Annotated in this window: 10 protein-coding genes and 2 pseudogenes; 5 read left to right on the top strand and 7 right to left on the bottom strand. The window is 42.3% G+C overall.

Annotation, left to right across the window (positions count from 1 at the left end):
* Positions 1-213 precede the first annotated feature (213 nt).
* Positions 214-3,036 (bottom strand): two-partner secretion domain-containing protein, encoded by a 2,823-nt coding sequence (locus tag AC5JM2_RS31045; protein ID WP_495839236.1) that lies wholly within the window; start codon positions 3,034-3,036, stop codon positions 214-216.
* A 242-nt stretch (positions 3,037-3,278) separates the two neighbouring features.
* Positions 3,279-5,153 (bottom strand): ShlB/FhaC/HecB family hemolysin secretion/activation protein, encoded by a 1,875-nt coding sequence (locus AC5JM2_RS31050; RefSeq protein ID WP_495839238.1) that lies wholly within the window; start codon positions 5,151-5,153, stop codon positions 3,279-3,281.
* Between the two features lie 451 nt (positions 5,154-5,604).
* On the opposite strand from AC5JM2_RS31050, the gene AC5JM2_RS31055 reads away from it, so the two are divergent.
* Positions 5,605-7,671 (top strand): protein kinase domain-containing protein, encoded by a 2,067-nt coding sequence (locus tag AC5JM2_RS31055; protein ID WP_495839240.1) that lies wholly within the window; start codon positions 5,605-5,607, stop codon positions 7,669-7,671.
* Positions 7,672-7,735: 64 nt separating this feature from the next.
* On the opposite strand, the gene AC5JM2_RS31060 is transcribed toward AC5JM2_RS31055, so the two are convergent.
* Positions 7,736-9,025, bottom strand: a complete 1,290-nt coding sequence (locus AC5JM2_RS31060) for a Glu/Leu/Phe/Val family dehydrogenase (RefSeq protein WP_495839242.1) — start codon at positions 9,023-9,025, stop codon at positions 7,736-7,738.
* A gap of 249 nt (positions 9,026-9,274) precedes the next feature.
* Between AC5JM2_RS31060 and AC5JM2_RS31065 the strand changes: the two genes are divergently transcribed.
* Together AC5JM2_RS31065 and AC5JM2_RS31070 are read left to right on the top strand one after the other, a co-directional pair.
* Positions 9,275-10,636, top strand: coding sequence for a cytochrome P450 (locus AC5JM2_RS31065; RefSeq protein WP_495839243.1), 1,362 nt, complete (start codon positions 9,275-9,277; stop codon positions 10,634-10,636).
* Between the two features lie 132 nt (positions 10,637-10,768).
* Positions 10,769-11,473 carry a diacylglycerol/polyprenol kinase family protein gene (locus tag AC5JM2_RS31070; protein ID WP_495839245.1) on the top strand — a complete coding sequence of 235 codons (705 nt, stop codon included), beginning with the start codon at positions 10,769-10,771 and terminating at the stop codon, positions 11,471-11,473.
* A 270-nt stretch (positions 11,474-11,743) separates the two neighbouring features.
* Here the strand turns inward: AC5JM2_RS31070 and uvrA are convergent, their stop codons facing one another.
* Together uvrA and AC5JM2_RS31080 are read right to left on the bottom strand one after the other, a co-directional pair.
* On the bottom strand, positions 11,744-14,647 hold the full coding sequence (gene uvrA / locus AC5JM2_RS31075) for an excinuclease ABC subunit UvrA (RefSeq protein ID WP_495839247.1): 2,904 nt from the start codon (positions 14,645-14,647) through the stop codon (positions 11,744-11,746).
* A 162-nt stretch (positions 14,648-14,809) separates the two neighbouring features.
* Positions 14,810-15,187: a GMC oxidoreductase gene (locus AC5JM2_RS31080; protein WP_495839249.1), complete on the bottom strand. Its 378-nt coding sequence runs from the start codon at positions 15,185-15,187 to the stop codon at positions 14,810-14,812.
* Here AC5JM2_RS31080 and AC5JM2_RS31085 point away from each other — a divergent pair.
* A pseudogene (locus AC5JM2_RS31085) lies at positions 15,175-15,504 on the top strand (Uma2 family endonuclease); the annotation flags it as partial. The gene AC5JM2_RS31080 and the pseudogene AC5JM2_RS31085 sit on opposite strands and share 13 nt — an antisense overlap.
* Before the next feature lie 6 nt (positions 15,505-15,510).
* Here the strand turns inward: AC5JM2_RS31085 and AC5JM2_RS31090 are convergent.
* Both AC5JM2_RS31090 and AC5JM2_RS31095 read right to left on the bottom strand, forming a co-directional pair.
* Positions 15,511-15,921, bottom strand: coding sequence for a type II toxin-antitoxin system VapC family toxin (locus AC5JM2_RS31090; RefSeq protein WP_495839251.1), 411 nt, complete (start codon positions 15,919-15,921; stop codon positions 15,511-15,513).
* Positions 15,918-16,160: a FitA-like ribbon-helix-helix domain-containing protein gene (locus tag AC5JM2_RS31095; protein WP_495839253.1), complete on the bottom strand. Its 243-nt coding sequence runs from the start codon at positions 16,158-16,160 to the stop codon at positions 15,918-15,920. The genes AC5JM2_RS31090 and AC5JM2_RS31095 overlap by 4 nt, the downstream gene beginning before the upstream one ends.
* A gap of 91 nt (positions 16,161-16,251) precedes the next feature.
* On the opposite strand from AC5JM2_RS31095, the pseudogene AC5JM2_RS31100 reads away from it, so the two are divergent.
* Positions 16,252-16,518: pseudogene (locus AC5JM2_RS31100) on the top strand (DUF1838 family protein); the annotation flags it as partial.
* Between the last annotated feature and the right edge of the window lie 322 nt (positions 16,519-16,840).

Below are 16,840 nucleotides of genomic sequence, written 5' to 3' on the forward strand. Positions count from 1 at the left end.
CCCTCTTACACCCCAACTTCAAGACGCATTTACAGCAGTTAATTTGTTGGATAGGCACTGTCTTATCGATGACAATGGCAAATTTCCGGTAAGCAGTGCCTACCCGAAATTAGATTTGCCAATTGCACTCATCACATAGAGAGCAAGTGGCAAAAGATTGTATTAATTTTAAGTATTTTACGTTGAATTTGATTGTTCTAGTTGTAAAGAATTTTATCTTGTTGCTGCACAATTACTAGTAGGTGCTAGCTGCTCACGCTGTGGACCAGTTTTAGTAGGGTCATAACCTACCAGCACCACCTGACCTTTGTCGTTATATATCCAACCCCGTGCTGGTATTATCTTTTTGACTCTTGGCTGTTGAGATGGCTGCTTTTGTGTTGCAGTTGTTGAACTTACCTTACTAGGAACAGGCTCAATTAAATCAACACGCACATTGTCACTACTGAGGATTTTTTGGGGATCAGTTGGCAATCCGCCACGTCCGGTGATGGTGAAACTGTTACCAAAACCTTTTATACAGGGATTTTGAGCAACCTGCTGTGCTGGGTCGATCACAGTTTGTGTCAATTCAAATAATCCTTGAGTGGGGTCAGTTTCTGGTGTGTTGAATTGCACAGTGCCATTGAATTGCTGGCCAGCTTCAGAAATGGCGGTGATATCACTGTCTGGGGAACGAAATATACCTTGAGCTGTGATGGAGATTCTCCCCCCAAAGCCTTGTTGTGCATTAGCAGTGATATTGCTATCTTCTAGGGCAACTAAGTTGCCAGTGTTGATGGTAATATTGCCCCCGTCAACCTTACCTGTGGCGTTAGTGGTGATGTTGCTGTTGTTACGCAAAATTAAGTCGGCAGAATTCAGGATAATGTTGCCCTGTCCCCCTTTGGTATTCGCGTCAATAGATCCTTGGTTGTCTAGCCGGATGTCTTTAGCGGTTCTAACTGTTATATTGCCTGCAGCACCACTGCCAGCATTACTGGTAGAGATTGTACCGCCCTTGGTTAGAGAGAGCGATCGCGCAGTGATCTCAACTCCCCCAGCATTACCCACGCCTAATGATCCAACAGTGCTATAAAATCCACTTTTGTCTCCGTTCAGAATAAACTGACCATCTGCGGAGACATTGCCAGTTGCATTAACGGTAACACTCCCGCCATTTCCCTTTCCGGAGGTGCTGGCAGCGACTTGTGAGCCATTGGTTAGGTAAAAATTATTGGTATTTATTTGGATATTACCTCCATTACCATTGCCGAGGTTGTTTGTCTTGACACCTGTTGCGTTGAGATCAAACAGATCTGCGACTGTAATTTTGATTTCTCCACCGTTACCTGTGCCAGTTGCCGTTGTATTGCTAGAAATCGCTGAGTTTTTCACTAGAAAAGAATTTGCATTGATGTTGATTTTTCCAGCATCACCAATACCCGCAGTGCTTGTTTGTATACCTGCAGATTGCGGTAATTCCAAAGAACCTGCGACAGTGATGTTGATTTCTCCAGCCTTGCCTGTGCTATTTCCCTGCGCTTGGCTAAGAACACCTCCATTTTGAAGCCGAAAAGAATTTGCATTGATGTTGATTTTTCCAGCATCAGCCGTACTATAAGTGTTAGTAGTTATATTTGACCCCTTGCTCGTAAGAGAGTCTGCGACATTAAAGTTGATTTCTCCGCCAAGACCAGTGTTAAAAGCACGGCTATTGATACCCGAATTTTCAATCCGCAAAGAATTTGCATTAATGTTAATTTTGCCAGCATTACCTGTGCCAGAGGAGTCTGCTGTTATACCTGCTGTGTTAACTACCAATGGACCTTTGACACTCATATTGATGTCTCCGGCTTGACCTGTGCTATTTCCTATCGTTATGCTTACGAACGCTGAACCACCTCCAATCTCCAAAGAATTTGCACCAATGTTGATGTCTCCAGCTTTACCCTTGCCCCATGTCTGAATGCTTACACCACTCTGATTCTGAAACTTGATATTGTTAGCATCCAATTTTATTTGTGCACCGTTACCTGAACTGAAGGTGTTAGAGAGGAGGCTTGAGCGATTGAAAATTATAGAGTCACCAACAATCCTAATTTCTCCCCCATTTTTATCCCCAAGGGTATCAGATAATAGGAGTGATTCAGAATTGAAATTGATATTCCTCCCGAGTATGGCAATAGAACCGCCGCCATCTCCAGTAACATTCACAAAGGCTTTACCAGAAAACTGGATGTCTCGATTGGGTGTGCCTTGATAAGCAAGTGAAAAACCTTCAGATTGTGCTGGGACGAGATTTACAGTTTGATTGCTATCGAAACTACCGATTTCAATACGTCCGCCTTTAGACCTAAGTACACCACGGTTAACAGAAACATTTCCTCCTACCAGTGCTAAAGTTTTTCCGGGTTCGACTTGTAATCCTGTAACGTTCGAGTCAAACTTGCCACGGGGTCCCGGCTGGGGATTATAGACAAGTTCGTTCCCTGGTCCTTCTACTTGAATTGCTCCAGGATTATCGCGAAATCTCAACCCAATCGGAACATTTATCGTTAACAACGGCGGTGCTTGCAGCTCCGTGGCACTAAACTCAAACCCATCCTTAAACAAAAAACTATTCGCCGTACTCCCCAAAAATGAACCACCGATATTTAAGCTGGCATTTGGTCCAAAAATAATCCCCGCAGGATTAAGTAAAAACACGTTCGCCTTGCCGAGTGCTCTAATCGCACCATCAATATTAGAAACAGAACCACCTGTGACTCGACTAATAATATTTTGCACATCAGCTGCATTGTTGAAATTAGCCGAGCCACCTATGGGTACAGAAAATTCTTTGAAGCTGTGAAAAAGGTTTCCTCCTCTTCTTGTCCCATCATTGATGTCGAAATTTTTGCCGTCAGGAGTAGTGACGGTGGTGGATACAGTTCCATCAGGAGTTACTTGTTGAGTGACTTGTTGTGCTGTGGCTATATCTGGAAAAGTTAAACTCCCTATGGCGCATAGGGGTAAGGTGAATAAAATCAGTGAATGCCAACCCTGTTTCATCATGATCTCCAAATGTAAATTTCACTTACGTTTTCCGCCGAGGCAGCGCTTGATAAATGTCACTTTTTATAATAAAGACCACTGTATTGTTGTTCAAAGTACCATATTCAAAAACGCGGCATGCTGTACTTTTAGCCTTTTAAACTTAGGCACTCGTGACTAAAAATAAGGCTTTGCGATTGCTTCTTTTTGGTCGCAATGACAGAATGGCGTTATTTTTGCCTAAGCCCTGCCTGTCATGGTTATCAAAAAGGACTGTAATTGACTGAGAAATACAAACCTTGCTCTTGCAACGTTCGATCCCTAGAATTCACATCAGTTAGCGGGATACCGTAGTCAATGCGAGCATTCAATTTATCATCCATCTGCCATTGCAAACCCAAACCCACACCAATCAAAGTATTGGGATCAAGATCTGGATTCGGACGACCTCTGCTGGAATTATTCCAACCAACGCCAAAATCAATAAAGGGTATGAGTTGTAAAACTCCTTTGACTTCTTCTACCCGCAGAATAGGAAACCTCACTTCTGCAGAAGCAAAAAAGCCGTTATCTACCAAAAACTCATCTTGCCTATAACCCCGGACGCTTTGTATACCTCCGACGCTAATTTGCTCTAAGGGTACTAAGGCTCTGGTTGCTAATTGTATATCAGAACGTAATACCAGTAAGGTGTCTCGTGCTAAAAGCCGTATATACTGTCCTTGTCCACGCCAGGAGAAAAACCGACTATCAGGAGTTAGACCATTAGCAGTGGCGTCAAAAAACCCTACTCCCAGACTAAACTGAGAGCGAAAACCAAAGACTTGTTGGGAATTGCGCTGTGTATATTCCTGAATAAATCGCAGTGCTGAAACACGGGTTTCTCCATTCTTGTCTGCTCCTAAATTCTGGAAGACATCACCTCTTCCCAAAAGTGTCGTCTTACTTTCCTCTCTAGAAAAGGTTAAACCCAGCGCCAATTCCTGAGTCGGAGATTGGAAGATTGGCTGACGAAAACCAACATCAATGTAAAAAGAGTCACCCGTGATATCTATGCGGTCAAATGGTGGCTCAACGATGGTGGTGTCTGTAAATCCGCCTGCTACATTCAATGTGCCATTGCGAGGATTCACTGGCAGAGCATAGGTGAGATCCAGGGCATTACTTCCATCAGTATTTGTGTATGTTGCACCAAAGCTATCTCCCAAGCCGAAGACATTGCCTTCGGTGATACGGATACCCCGTCGGAAACTACCTACACTAGGTGCACGACCATTGTCAACAAAGAATTCTGTCCTAAACGAGTCTGCTTCTACGACATTGACTTCCACTAAATTCTGGTCTGAACGTGATCCCGTAGACAATTCAGCAGAAATATTTTTAATTAAAGGGTTAAGCTGTAACAGTTGCAGTGCTTCTAATAGGCGAAATCGGTTCAACGGTGTAGAGGTGGCTAGTGCGATGCGACTGCGTATGTAGTCTGGGTTCAACCGTCGGGTACCTGTGACCTTAATCTCTTCTACTCCACCCTCAATAATCTGAACTTTGACAACTGCTCCCTGTGGAGAAAAAGTTTGATCAGCAGGTATAAAAGCACCAGAATTGACATACCCAGCATCTGTGTAAAGCTTGGTGATAATGGTCTCTACTTCCAGCAGTTGAGCAAAGGTGATTTGTTTGTTGATGAATTGAGCAGTTACCTCACTTAACTTTTTGTTACTAAATATCTTTTTTTTGTTACCTACAAATTCAAACTTTGTAACCCTAATATTTTCAGGTACGCCAGAACCCGATTCTGGCGGCGAAGGTGTTGTGGGAGGTGTTGATGGAGTGACATCCAGTGGAGTTTGCGGTGATGGTTCTGGAGTTGGAATCGGTTGTGGTGGTGGTACTGGTGGTACTGGAGTGATAGGATTTGGAAGCTGAGATAGAATAGCTGATGAGCCTATACTTTTAGGACTACTTTTAGGATTATGAGTCGAAATCTGAAATTTGGGAGGTAAAACATTGCTCTTATAACCCTCATTGATCAAGTTCTGGGCAGAAACTTTATAATCAGGTAAAAATAAGTACATATTTATCAGCAATGCTACAGCTAAATTGAGATTACCAAATCCAAGCTGCCCGCCTCGATTCATATTATTGGCTCCTCACACGAAATTTTCGTTGCCATGATATAACTATGTAGCGTTCAAATATGAAACACTAGTTATGGATGATTTAAAATTTATTTACCACATTGGTTGTTTATTCGTACTGAAGTCATAATAAAATTTTACTAAGTGACGTAGCTCAAATCCTTGTATAAGCCATAAGTTATGAAGTAAAGATTTAAGAAAAAGTAAAAGTTTGAAATTTACTTTTGATAAAAAAATCAGCTAATGATTTCTTAACCTGATTGTTTTTCGCATAAAGAGTTGAAGTAGACAGTGAAAGTGTTGTCGTGTTAGTTCAGGAGATATAGGCAGAATCACCAAAATTCAAAATTGTATAAGAAGGTTATTATTCGTTAACAGATGCACATATTCTTAATTCTGTCTACCAGGTTTGGTTACATAGACATTATTCAAAAACTTAAAACTTAATGATATGAAGACAACAAGGGGAAAGAAAATATTGGGTGGACGCTACAAGATTGTCAGAGAAATAGCTCGAGGAGGTTTTGGTATAACCTATCTTGCTGAAGATACTCAGGCATCCAATTCCTCGTGTGTCATAAAAAAACTCGATCCTCAGAATGCTGATATTGAAACAGCTAAAATATTATTCAAAAGAGAGGCAAATGCTCTTTTTCATTTACTACAACAAAACCAACAGATTCCAAAATATTTTGATTACTTTGAAGAAGAAGAAAGTTATTATTTAGTCCAAGAATATATAGAAGGTAAATCATTACAAAATCTGCTTGAGAACAGATGGCCTAGGGACAGAGTTATTATTTTTATACGAGAAATTCTGGAAATTTTGAGATATCTCCATCGAATAAATATTATTCATCGTGATGTAAAACCTTCTAACATCATGCTTAGGAAGGAAGATAGTAAATTTGTCTTGATTGATTTTGGTGCGGTAAAACAATTAGATCCTAGATATTCATCTCCTCAGCAACAGTTATATACAACTCAAACCATGATTGGCACTCCTGGATATGCTCCACGAGAACAATTGGCAGGAAAACCAGGCTATAACAGTGACATATATGGTTTAGGGATGACAGCAATTCAGTTGTTGACGGGAATACACCCAAGAAATTTAAGACGTGATATTCAAGACAAAATAATATGGTCTGATGAGGTAATGGTCGATCATTTGTTAGCTTCCATTCTAACAAAAATGGTTGACTCAAACCCTGATGAGCGTTATCAATATGTAGACGAAATTTTCCGAGATCTCGAACAAATAACAGTCGTCGATGAACCTATTAATTACAACGATTTTACAACCGATACAGAAATTGAGTCACAACAAGTATCTGAATTCACAGCAAGACCATATGAGTCAGGGAGTTTGTTCAAGCTATGGTACCTTTTGATTGTCCTAGGAACAGCTGGAATTATCCTAATCGTCATAGAATTTATTAATCCATTTATCCGCCCTTTATATTCCTTGCATCAAGGTGATAATTTGCTGGATCTACATGAACCAGAAAAAGCTCTTGAACAATTTAATAACGTTATAACAATTCAACCAAATTCTGCTGAAGCTTGGGAAAAACGAGGAGAAGCTCTTTTTAGGTTAAGACGCCTTCCGGCAGCTTTACTTTCTTATAACAAAGCCCTGAATATTCAACCAGATTACATCAAAGCTTTAAATAATAAAGGTCAAGTTCTCTCTAACTTAGACAAATATCAAGAAGCCTTAGAAAGTCATGAGAAGGCACTTAAGCTTGATTCTAAGGATGCTGATGCTTGGAGTGGTAAAGGAATAGCTTTTCTTGGCTTGAGAAAGTACCAAGAAGCTTCCCTTGCCTTCGAGAAAGTCAAGGACATCAGACCAGACACGCCAAGTACTTGGTATGACATTGGTTTGGCAACAGAACGGTTGCAAAATCCACAAGCAGCTAGGCCATACTTTGAAGAAGCACTAAACTCTTATGACGATTATCTCAGACAAAATCCACAAGACCCAATTTCTTGGAGTGATCGAGGTAATGTCTTACAAAAGTTAAATCGTCCTCAAGATGCGCTTGTTTCTTATCAGAAAGCACTGGACGTCGATAAAAATTTCTATGAAGCTCTAATCGGTAAAGGCAATATCCTAAGTGGAGGAAACCCTCAAGAAGCTCTTGCAGCTTATAATAGAGCCAGTGAAGTTCGTCCAAATGATTATCTACCTTGGTATTATCGTGGAACTTTACTAGCACAGCAATTCCAAAAGAATGAGGAAGCCTTACAATCACTTGACAAAGCGATCGCAAAAAAAAATGACTTTTCTCCTGCCTGGCTGTCCAAAGGAATAGCACTGTCAGAGTTAAAACGCTACAATGAGGCACTGGCAGCATTAGACAAAGCTAAAGAGCTTGAACCAAAAAACCCTTATCCTTGGTACTACCGAGGAGAAGTCTTACAGAGTTTAGGAAAAAAAGCAGAAGCACAAGAATCATACAATAAAGCGGTTGAACTTGGATTTCCTCGCGACCAATTACCCAAAAATTAAAAAAAACAATCTAGAATCCCAGCGTTAGTAGACTAGGATTCTTGACTTGTTTGAGATATTGTGTTCATGGATAAAGACCGCGATCGCCAAGCGCTTGAGCCACACGACCAACACCCAGTGTGTAAGCTGCGAGTCTTAGAGGAATTTGCCTATGTAGTGATTGTTGCATGACTTGGCGGTATGCTTGCACCATTAACTGTTCCAATTCCTTATTAACGCGCTCTTCATCCCAAAATACATAAGAAAGACCTTGTACCCACTCCAGATAACTCACAACAACACCGCCAGCATTTGCCAAGATATCTGGTAGCACCATCACACCTCTTGCCTCAAGTGCTTGGTTTGCAAGGAGAGTCACTGGACCATTAGCCGCCTCTGCAATGATCTTGGCTTGCACCTGGTTCACATTATCTTCAGTAATCTGGTTTTCCAAAGCAGCGGGAATTAAGACATCGCAGGGCAAAGTTAGTAAGTCTGCGTTGCTAATTGGTGTTGCTTGCCCAAAACCAACAATGCTCTTACGGTTCTCGGCAGCATAAGCTTTTAAAGCTGGGATATCTAGACCATCTTCACAAAAAATTCCCCCAGAACCAGTCGAAACAGCTATCACTTTTGCTCCGGCTTCGTGTAGTAATAAAGCTGCTGCACTCCCGACATTGCCGAAACCTTGAATAGCTATTCTAGCCCCCACCAGTGACTGACCTTTGTCTGTCAGCGCCTCGCGGACAATAAACATAACACCCCGTCCAGTCGCCATTTCCCGTCCCCGCGAACCACCGATGGAAATGGGTTTACCAGTCACAACCCCTGGTACGGCGTGACCGACATTGACTGAGTAGGTATCCATCATCCATGCCATTTCACGCGCTGAAGTTCCCATATCTGGTGCTGGGATGTCTACAGCAGGACCGATATCTTTAATCAACTCGCTAGTATAACGACGAGTGATGCGTTCTAGTTCAGCAACGCTGTAGAGTTTTGGATCTATGGCAATACCTCCTTTGGCACCACCATAAGGAATTCCCAAGAGTGCACATTTCCAAGTCATCAGCATTGCCAGGGCTGAAACTTCTCGCAGTGTCACGGCTGGGTGGTAACGAGTACCACCTTTATAAGGACCTAAAATATCGCAGTGTTGTACCCGATGTCCAGCAAGAACTTGCACTTGTCCGTTATCCCGTTTCACAGGAATCGAAACCGTGACAACTTTACGGGGATGACTGAGAACCTCCAAAATACCTTGGTCTAGTTGCAATTCTTTTGCCGCTGCTTCTAGGTAGCTACAGGCTTGGTCATATGGGCAAATATACGCTGGAGACTCCTGATCCAATTTAGGCAGAGATGATGAAAGCATAATATTTTCTCCTCTTCGCAGTTAAGAAGTGCGAAGACTGTGAAAGCTTAGAGTTTTCCTGATTCACAGCATCTTTGCGAATCAGATGTGTATGCCTAGCATAGCTTTTTTTTCTTGAAAAAAACAGAATTTTGTATATTTCGTTACAGTTTTACTTTTGCTTAGCTTGTAACCAGCAATGCAAAGCAGAGAACATCATGTCAAGCTAAAAAAAGAAGCAAGTTTTATGTTCTGTGAGGCACAACTGCAATGACAACCACCCATGCTCAGACATCGCTACCTTTACCCCCTGGTAAGTTAGGTCTACCCTTTATTGGCGAGACAATTAGCTTTTTACGCGAACCAGACTTTGCACAAAAGCGACAGGAACGATATGGATCGATTTTCAAAAGCCATCTGTTTGGGCGTCCTACAGTATTCTTGATCGGAGCGGAAGCCATCCGCTTTTTGTTAACCAATGAGAACCAGTACTTTACTATAAACTGGACTTATAGTACCAGAGTTTTGCTAGGACCTACATCCCTATCAGTACAAACAGGCACTAAACACCAACAGCGACGCAAGCTGCTATCGCAAGCCTTCCAACCGAGAGCGCTGGCAGGGTATGTTTCTTCAATGGCGGATATTACCCACAGCTATTTACAGAAATGGGAGCGCCAGGGTACGTTGACCTGGTATCCCGAACTGAGAAAATATACTTTTGATGTTGCTTGTAAGTTGCTAGTAGGAGCGGATGCAGCCGCTGATAGCCATTTTGGCGAGTTATTTGAAGACTATTGTAATGGTCTATTCAGCATTCCTGTGCGTTTACCTTGGACAAAGTTTGGTCGGGCAGTGCATGGTCGTGAGAGACTTCTGGGGATAATTGAAGAGATAGTGCTAAAGCGTCAACAGCAGCCTAATTCCAGTCAAGATGCCTTAGGACTATTGTTACAAGCGCGTGATGAGGATGGAAATAGTCTGAGTTTGCAAGAACTCAAAGATCAAGTGCTACTGTTGCTCTTTGCAGGTCATGAAACGTTGACATCAGGTCTGGTGTCTTTATGTCTGCTGTTAGCGCAGCATCCAGAAGTTTTGGCAACTGCTCGTGCAGAACAACAGCAACTGGGGTTTGAGGAACCGCTAACTGTGGAGCATCTCAAGCAAATGAGCTATCTGGATCAAGTTCTCAAGGAAGTCCTGCGAATTACTCCCCCAGTTGGCGGTGGCTTTCGGGAGGTTATTAAGTCATGTGAGTTCAATGGCTACTTAATTCCTCAAGGCTGGTCTGTGTTGTACCAAATTGCCAGAACACAGAAAGATAGCAGTATATATACTGAACCTGAGCGATTTGACCCACAACGCTTTGCCCCAGAACGAGCTGAGGACAAAGCTAAACTTTTTAGCCATGTACCCTTTGGCGGTGGAGTGCGAGAATGTATTGGCAAGGAGTTTGCCAAGCTGGAGATGAAGCTGTTCGCAGCCTTGTTGATACGGGAGTATGAATGGGAACTAGTACCCGAACAAAACTTGAATCTGATTATGATACCCACACCCCATCCTCACGATGGTTTGCAGGTAAAGTTACGTCGAACTGCTGCAACCAAAGTTTATACCAATTCTCATAAGTAGTTAGCTGTGGGTGCACAGAGTATTGCGGATGAGCTGATTATTTTTTGTCAAGTTATAGACTCAGCACCTTCGACACAGCTACTCTACTTTAGAAGAGGAATTTGTCGTGTTTAAGTCCTGGGTGCTGAGTCTATGTTGTTTACTGCTTTAGGTGTCAGTCCGCTACTAGGAAATTTGATAGCAACAGCGCTAACGTTTGTTTATGTGTTCGGGCTGGTAGCACTGTTGAATGTTTTTGTAACCAAGTTTGGACTACCGCAAGATATCAGCCGTAAAATTACACATATTGGTGCTGGGTCGGTTATTGGATTTTTGCTTCTTTACAGTGATTTACATTGGTCGAAGTATTTGAATGTGACGATTTTTGTGGTGTGGATAGTCCTTCTTGTATACAAAGGGCTATTTGCCCAACCAGATGATCAAGCTGTTAATACTATGACTCGCACGGGTGACAGGCGTGAACTCCTCAAAGGACCGCTTTATTTCGTTATTGTGGCAACTCTTTGCGGGACACTACTATATAAAACTTTTCCTGGAATTGTCGCAATGACAACTCTCGGTTGGGGCGATGGTGTTGCACCGATCATTGGCTCGAAATATGGCAAACTCAAATACACAATTCTTAGTAACAAAAGCTGGGAAGGAAGCTTTTCGATGTTTGTTTTCGCTTTCGCCGCCAGCGTCTTTTTTGTTTGGCTTATCATACCAGGTCAATTAAATATTATCAGGATTTTCTTGCTAGCATTTATTGCCACAGTTGTTGAAGGATGTAGTCCAAAAGAAGTTGATAATATCTTAATTCCAGTGGCAGTGATTGTGGTGGCAAGTTTTATCTGATTAAAGCAGTTTTCAGTTGGGTACAATACATCAAAGAGTTGTAAACTTTGATAATTTCTTGATCTGAGTTTGTTCTGCGATTTTATAGGCTAACCCCTGAAAATCCTTATAAGTAGGTGGGTGCTAAAAAACACAACTAAATTAAGAAATGTAAATCGCTTAAAAGCTTATTTTTAAAAGGTTCTTGGCGCTTTACATAAGTTAACATAGTTCAGTTTAATCGTGCCTACTTACTTACACATTTTTCACTCCTTTCAAATCTCGCTAGCCTCACTCTATATTCTTCATATTACTTGTCTGTGCCCGATAGTGCTGCAAAACCTGCTTAACATACTCCCCAGTATACGACCGAGAATTCTGGACCACTTCCTCTGGCGTACCTACAGCAATCACCTCTCCTCCTTTATCTCCGCCTTCTGGTCCCATATCTATCAACCAATCAGCACAACGAATCACATCTAAATTGTGTTCAATCACTAAAATTGAATTGCCTTTATCCACCAAACGTTGCAATACATCTAATAACTTGTGAACATCATAAAAAGATAAACCTGTTGTGGGTTCATCTATTAAATAAAGTGTCTTACCTGTCGCGCGGCGAGAAAGTTCTGTTGCTAATTTAACTCGCTGTGCTTCCCCACCAGATAAGGTTGTTGCTGGTTGTCCAAGATGAATGTATCCCAAGCCAACATCAACTAAAGTTTGCAATTTACCCTGAGCTTTGGGAATGTTTGTAAAAAACTCTAATCCTTCCTCAACTGTCATGTTGAGAACATCAGAAATAGACTTGTCTTTGTACTTCACCTGCAAAGTTTCGCGGTTATATCTTGCCCCTTTGCAAACTTCACATTGTACATAAACATCCGGCAAAAAGTTCATTTCAATAACATTCACACCCTGCCCACTGCAAGCTTCGCAGCGTCCTCCTTTGACGTTGAAGGAAAATTGTCCCGCTTTATAACCTCTTGCTTTTGCTTCAATTGTTTGTGTAAAGACATCACGAATAATATCAAAAACCCCTGTATAAGTCGCTGTGTTAGAACGCGGTGTTCTACCAATAGGTGATTGGTCAACGACAATAGCTTTATCAATAGTATCTAATCCCTCAATTGCATCTATTTCTTTGGGAAATGGAACTTTGCGCGTCAGTTGATGTTGCAGTGCAGGGTAAAGTAACTCATTAATTAAGGTAGATTTTCCAGAACCAGAAACACCAGTCACAGCAACAAGTTTACCTAAAGGTATTTCGACATCTACATTCTTTAGGTTATTGCGACGAGCATTTTTGATAACTAAACTGCGTCCATTTCCATCTCTGCGTTCAGCCGGAGTTGTAATCATCCGTCGTCCTGACAAATATGCACCTGTCAGCGATTCTTCCGATTCCAGTAATGCTTGCAAGTCACCTTGAGCAACAATATTTCCGCCATGAATACCTGCGTGAGGACCAATATCAACAATGTGGTTAGCAGCACGAATCGTTTCTTCATCATGCTCTACCACAATCAACGTATTACCCAAATCCCTCAATTTTGTTAAAGTTTTCAGCAATCGCCCATTATCTCTTTGATGCAAACCAATACTCGGTTCATCTAAAACATATAAAACCCCAGTCAATCCAGAACCAATTTGAGTTGCCAGACGAATTCGTTGCGCTTCCCCACCTGAAAGGGTCATCGCCGGACGGTCAAGCGTGAGATAATCTAACCCGACATCCAACAGAAATTGCAATCGTGCTCTAATTTCTCGCAACACCAAATCTGCAATTTGCAACTGACGTTGACTCAACTCCAAGTGATCAATTCTCTCGCGACACTCCCGAATTGAAGTAGCAGTCAAATCCAAAATTCCGTATTGTCCCAACCGCACCGCCAACGCCTCCGGTTTCAACCGCTTTCCTTTACACACGGGACACGGCTGGTCAATCAAATACTGCTCTAACTTTTGCTTAATTAACTCTGATCCTCCATCATACTGCCTTTGCAACATAGGCAACACGCCTTTAAACCCTAAGTTTTGCTTGTTGTGTGGTTCTGCGGTTGTTTCCTCTCCATGCAAAATCGCCTCCCGCTGTTCCTCAGTCAACTGATACCACAGCGTCTGCAACTCAAACCCAAACTCTTGCCCTACCTTATACAACAATTCTATATAATAGGAATTCTCCTTTTCCGACCAAGGAGCGATCGCAGAATACACAGGTGCTTTTGGATCAGGAACCACCAACTCTTTTGAAAACCTTCTTAAACTTCCAATTCCGTGACAGTGGGGACAAGCACCATAAGGAGAATTAAACGAAAACAAGCGCGGTGATAACTCTTCCATAACCGCCCCGTGTTCCGGACAAGCGAAGTTTTCGGAAAAGACCAATTCTGATCCTGGTTCTTGTTCTTTTGTATCTTTTATAATTTCAATAACCGCAATTCCACTTGATTGTTTGAGGCAAGTGGCAAGTGAATCGACCAAACGCTCTTGAATACCAGGCTTTTTCACAAGTCGGTCAATGACGACTTCAATGGTATGAGTCAAATTTTTATCTAAATCAATGGCATCAGAAAGTTCTCGCACCTCGCCATTTATTCGCACACGGACAAAACCTTGGGAGGCTAAACCTGATAACAGCTTTTTATGAGTCCCTTTTTTCCCCCGGACAACAGGCGCAAGAATTTGAAAGCGGGTGCGATCGCTTAGTTCTAAAATGCGATCGCACATCTGATCTATCGTCTGAGGAGCAATACAGCGATCGCATATCGGACAATGAGGTTCACCCGCCCGTCCAAACAACAACCGCATATAATCATAAATCTCCGTCACCGTCCCCACCGTAGAACGGGGGTTATGAGAAGTAGACTTTTGGTCAATGGAAATCGCTGGACTTAAACCCTCTATCGCCTCCACATCAGGTTTTTCCACCTGTCCCAAAAATTGTCGTGCATAAGCGCTCAGGGATTCTACGTAGCGGCGTTGTCCTTCTGCGAAAATGGTGTCAAATGCTAGGGAAGACTTGCCAGAACCAGAAACGCCAGTAAAGACAATTAGGCGATCGCGTGGCAATTCCAAATCAATATTCTTGAGATTATGTTGCCTCGCACCGCGAATGCGGATTGTGTTTTGGTTGTTGCTGGAGTTAGGAAGCTGTCCGTTTAAGGACGTGGCAATCTGCTGGCTTTTTGACATATGGCAGGCTGAGACAAAGCAGTAGGGGCGAAACAGTTCTTAATATTATCATTGTCGTCTTTACTATGGTAGAACAAGGGTACTGCTTTAAGTGATAATTCCCTCAGCGTTCCGCATTTAGGCGCGAGCAAGTTCGTTTGCAATTGCTGAACGTGTTTGCTGTCAAACACAACCTGCAGCTTTAATTAAATCGGCTGCTTTTTCGCTGATCATAATTGTGGGCGCGTTTGTATTTCCTGTGGTCAGCGTTGGCATAATTGAGGCATCGACAACACGTAACCCCTCAACCCCGTATACCCGTAGTTCAGGGTCTACAACCGCCATTGGGTCAATTCCCATTTTGCAAGTGCCGACCGGATGATACATAGTATTGCAAGTTTCCCGGATGTAGGCAACGAGTGCTTCATCGCTAGTCACGTCAGCACCGGGAGCGACTTCCTCACCTCGAAACTCATCAAAAGCACTTCTATGAAACAATTTGCGCATTAATGTAATCCCAGCAACTAGCTTTTGCACATCGGATTGACAATGTACTAGCATATGGTGCTCTGACTGAACCGATCCAGCTGGCTGTGGAAGTTGTCTCAACGAATTGGGAAGACGATTACGTTGATAAACTAGACGAGTACCAACGACTCGGTATCCCTGAGTATTGGATTGTGGACTATCTGGCAATCGCTTCTAGAAGCTATCTGGGTAATCCCAAACTCTCCACGGTTTTTGTTTACCAGTTGGTAGAAGGTGAATATCAAGTCCAAAAATTTACGAGTGATGAGCGCATTGTATCGCCCACTTTTCCAGAACTAGAGCTAACTGTTGAGATGGTTGTGGGCGTAAGCCAAATGCGAAAACTTTGACTCCTGTTAGGCTAAGTTTTGTAAAAATGTGGCTATTGGAATTGCCACCAATGGGAAACTCGCAATCAGTTTGCGATCCGCCGTAATCAGAGGTACTCCCAACTGCTGTGCCAAGACAACATATTCACAGTCATAAGCAGAACAACCTGATTCAAAAGTAAGCTGTAGAACTGCGATCGCATCAATTGCATACTCACCCTGCTGCATCAAGGTTTCTGCTTCCTGGTAAATCCCAATGGCATCCTCTAAACAGAGGTATCCTTGACGCAGATACAACGCCAGAACGTTACGGAATTCTGATCGCCAAAGATAAGGAGCCACCCATTCTGGATCTTGTTGATAAACAGCTTCTGCTTGTTGCGTTTGTTCACCCTCCAAAAACAAGTAGGCGATGACATTCGTATCTACAACAATCACAACCTTCCCTCGTTTTTCGCCTCAAACAACTCTGTTTGTGTTAAAAGATGATTAACAGTTTTCTGGCGAAGAGCATGAACTCTTTCCAAAACTTCAGTTTTCTTGAGTTTTGGGGTTGCTACGGCTTGTTCTAGACAAACTAGAATTTCGCTATTTAGACTACGACGATTCTGAGCGGCGTTTTGCTTCAGTTTGTCGTAAAGCGTTTCTGGAATATTTTTAAGGGTTAACGTGACCATACCAAGGATAACAGTGGAACCATAATGGAACCATAATCACTGAAAAAGTAAATGTCAAGTATAATTAAAATGATTATTAACTACGGCATCGAATGTATCTGGAACTTGGACGCGGATTTCCCCTTGGCTACCGTGGATGAAAATGAAGGGAAAGCCAGGGCAACTTGTCTACAGTGCATCTATCCGCAAACTGCTATGATTTGAACAGTTGTCTCCCTTTCTTCAGCAAAAGATTACCTCGCGGCTTCCAGTTTATCGAGAAGCACCGCGCTGCTTTCTTGCTGTTGACAATCAAACTTCTTGGACTCAGATCTTCCACCTCCGGCTGAGTACGCCCAGAACTCAAGTTCTGGGCTAATAAACACGCGTCCGTTAAAACGGGCTAAAAAACTTACTCATACCAATTCTCCATGATAGCTTGCGTGGCGTAGCCATAGATGCACTTAATGTTTATTAGACGATTAGCAACAAGACGCCGAGAACGCCAAGAATGAAATAGTAAGTATTAAGTGCAAGTTTACAGAGAATTGGTATCAGTCCGTTTTAACGGACTTAGACTTTGAGCCAAGAAATTTATTTCTTGGCGGACGAAAAGTATGGTGCAAGATCAATTTTATGATTTCACTTATCCCTCTTCTGTCACTTTCCGGAGTAAGCAAGTAGTAAATAAGTTAAATTAT

The organism is Brasilonema angustatum, assembly GCF_059505445.1.

What these genes read in the sequence shown, in the direction of transcription:
- AC5JM2_RS31055 (WP_495839240.1), top strand. Translation starts at nt 5,605, where the DNA reads ATGAAGACAACAAGGGGAAAGAAAATATTGGGTGGACGCTACAAGATT.
- AC5JM2_RS31095 (WP_495839253.1), bottom strand. Translation starts at nt 16,160, where the DNA reads ATGGTCACGTTAACCCTTAAAAATATTCCAGAAACGCTTTACGACAAA.
- uvrA (WP_495839247.1), bottom strand. Translation starts at nt 14,647, where the DNA reads ATGTCAAAAAGCCAGCAGATTGCCACGTCCTTAAACGGACAGCTTCCT.
- AC5JM2_RS31050 (WP_495839238.1), bottom strand. Translation starts at nt 5,153, where the DNA reads ATGAATCGAGGCGGGCAGCTTGGATTTGGTAATCTCAATTTAGCTGTA.
- AC5JM2_RS31065 (WP_495839243.1), top strand. Translation starts at nt 9,275, where the DNA reads ATGACAACCACCCATGCTCAGACATCGCTACCTTTACCCCCTGGTAAG.
- AC5JM2_RS31080 (WP_495839249.1), bottom strand. Translation starts at nt 15,187, where the DNA reads ATGCTAGTACATTGTCAATCCGATGTGCAAAAGCTAGTTGCTGGGATT.
- AC5JM2_RS31070 (WP_495839245.1), top strand. Translation starts at nt 10,769, where the DNA reads ATGTTGTTTACTGCTTTAGGTGTCAGTCCGCTACTAGGAAATTTGATA.
- AC5JM2_RS31045 (WP_495839236.1), bottom strand. Translation starts at nt 3,036, where the DNA reads ATGATGAAACAGGGTTGGCATTCACTGATTTTATTCACCTTACCCCTA.
- AC5JM2_RS31060 (WP_495839242.1), bottom strand. Translation starts at nt 9,025, where the DNA reads ATGCTTTCATCATCTCTGCCTAAATTGGATCAGGAGTCTCCAGCGTAT.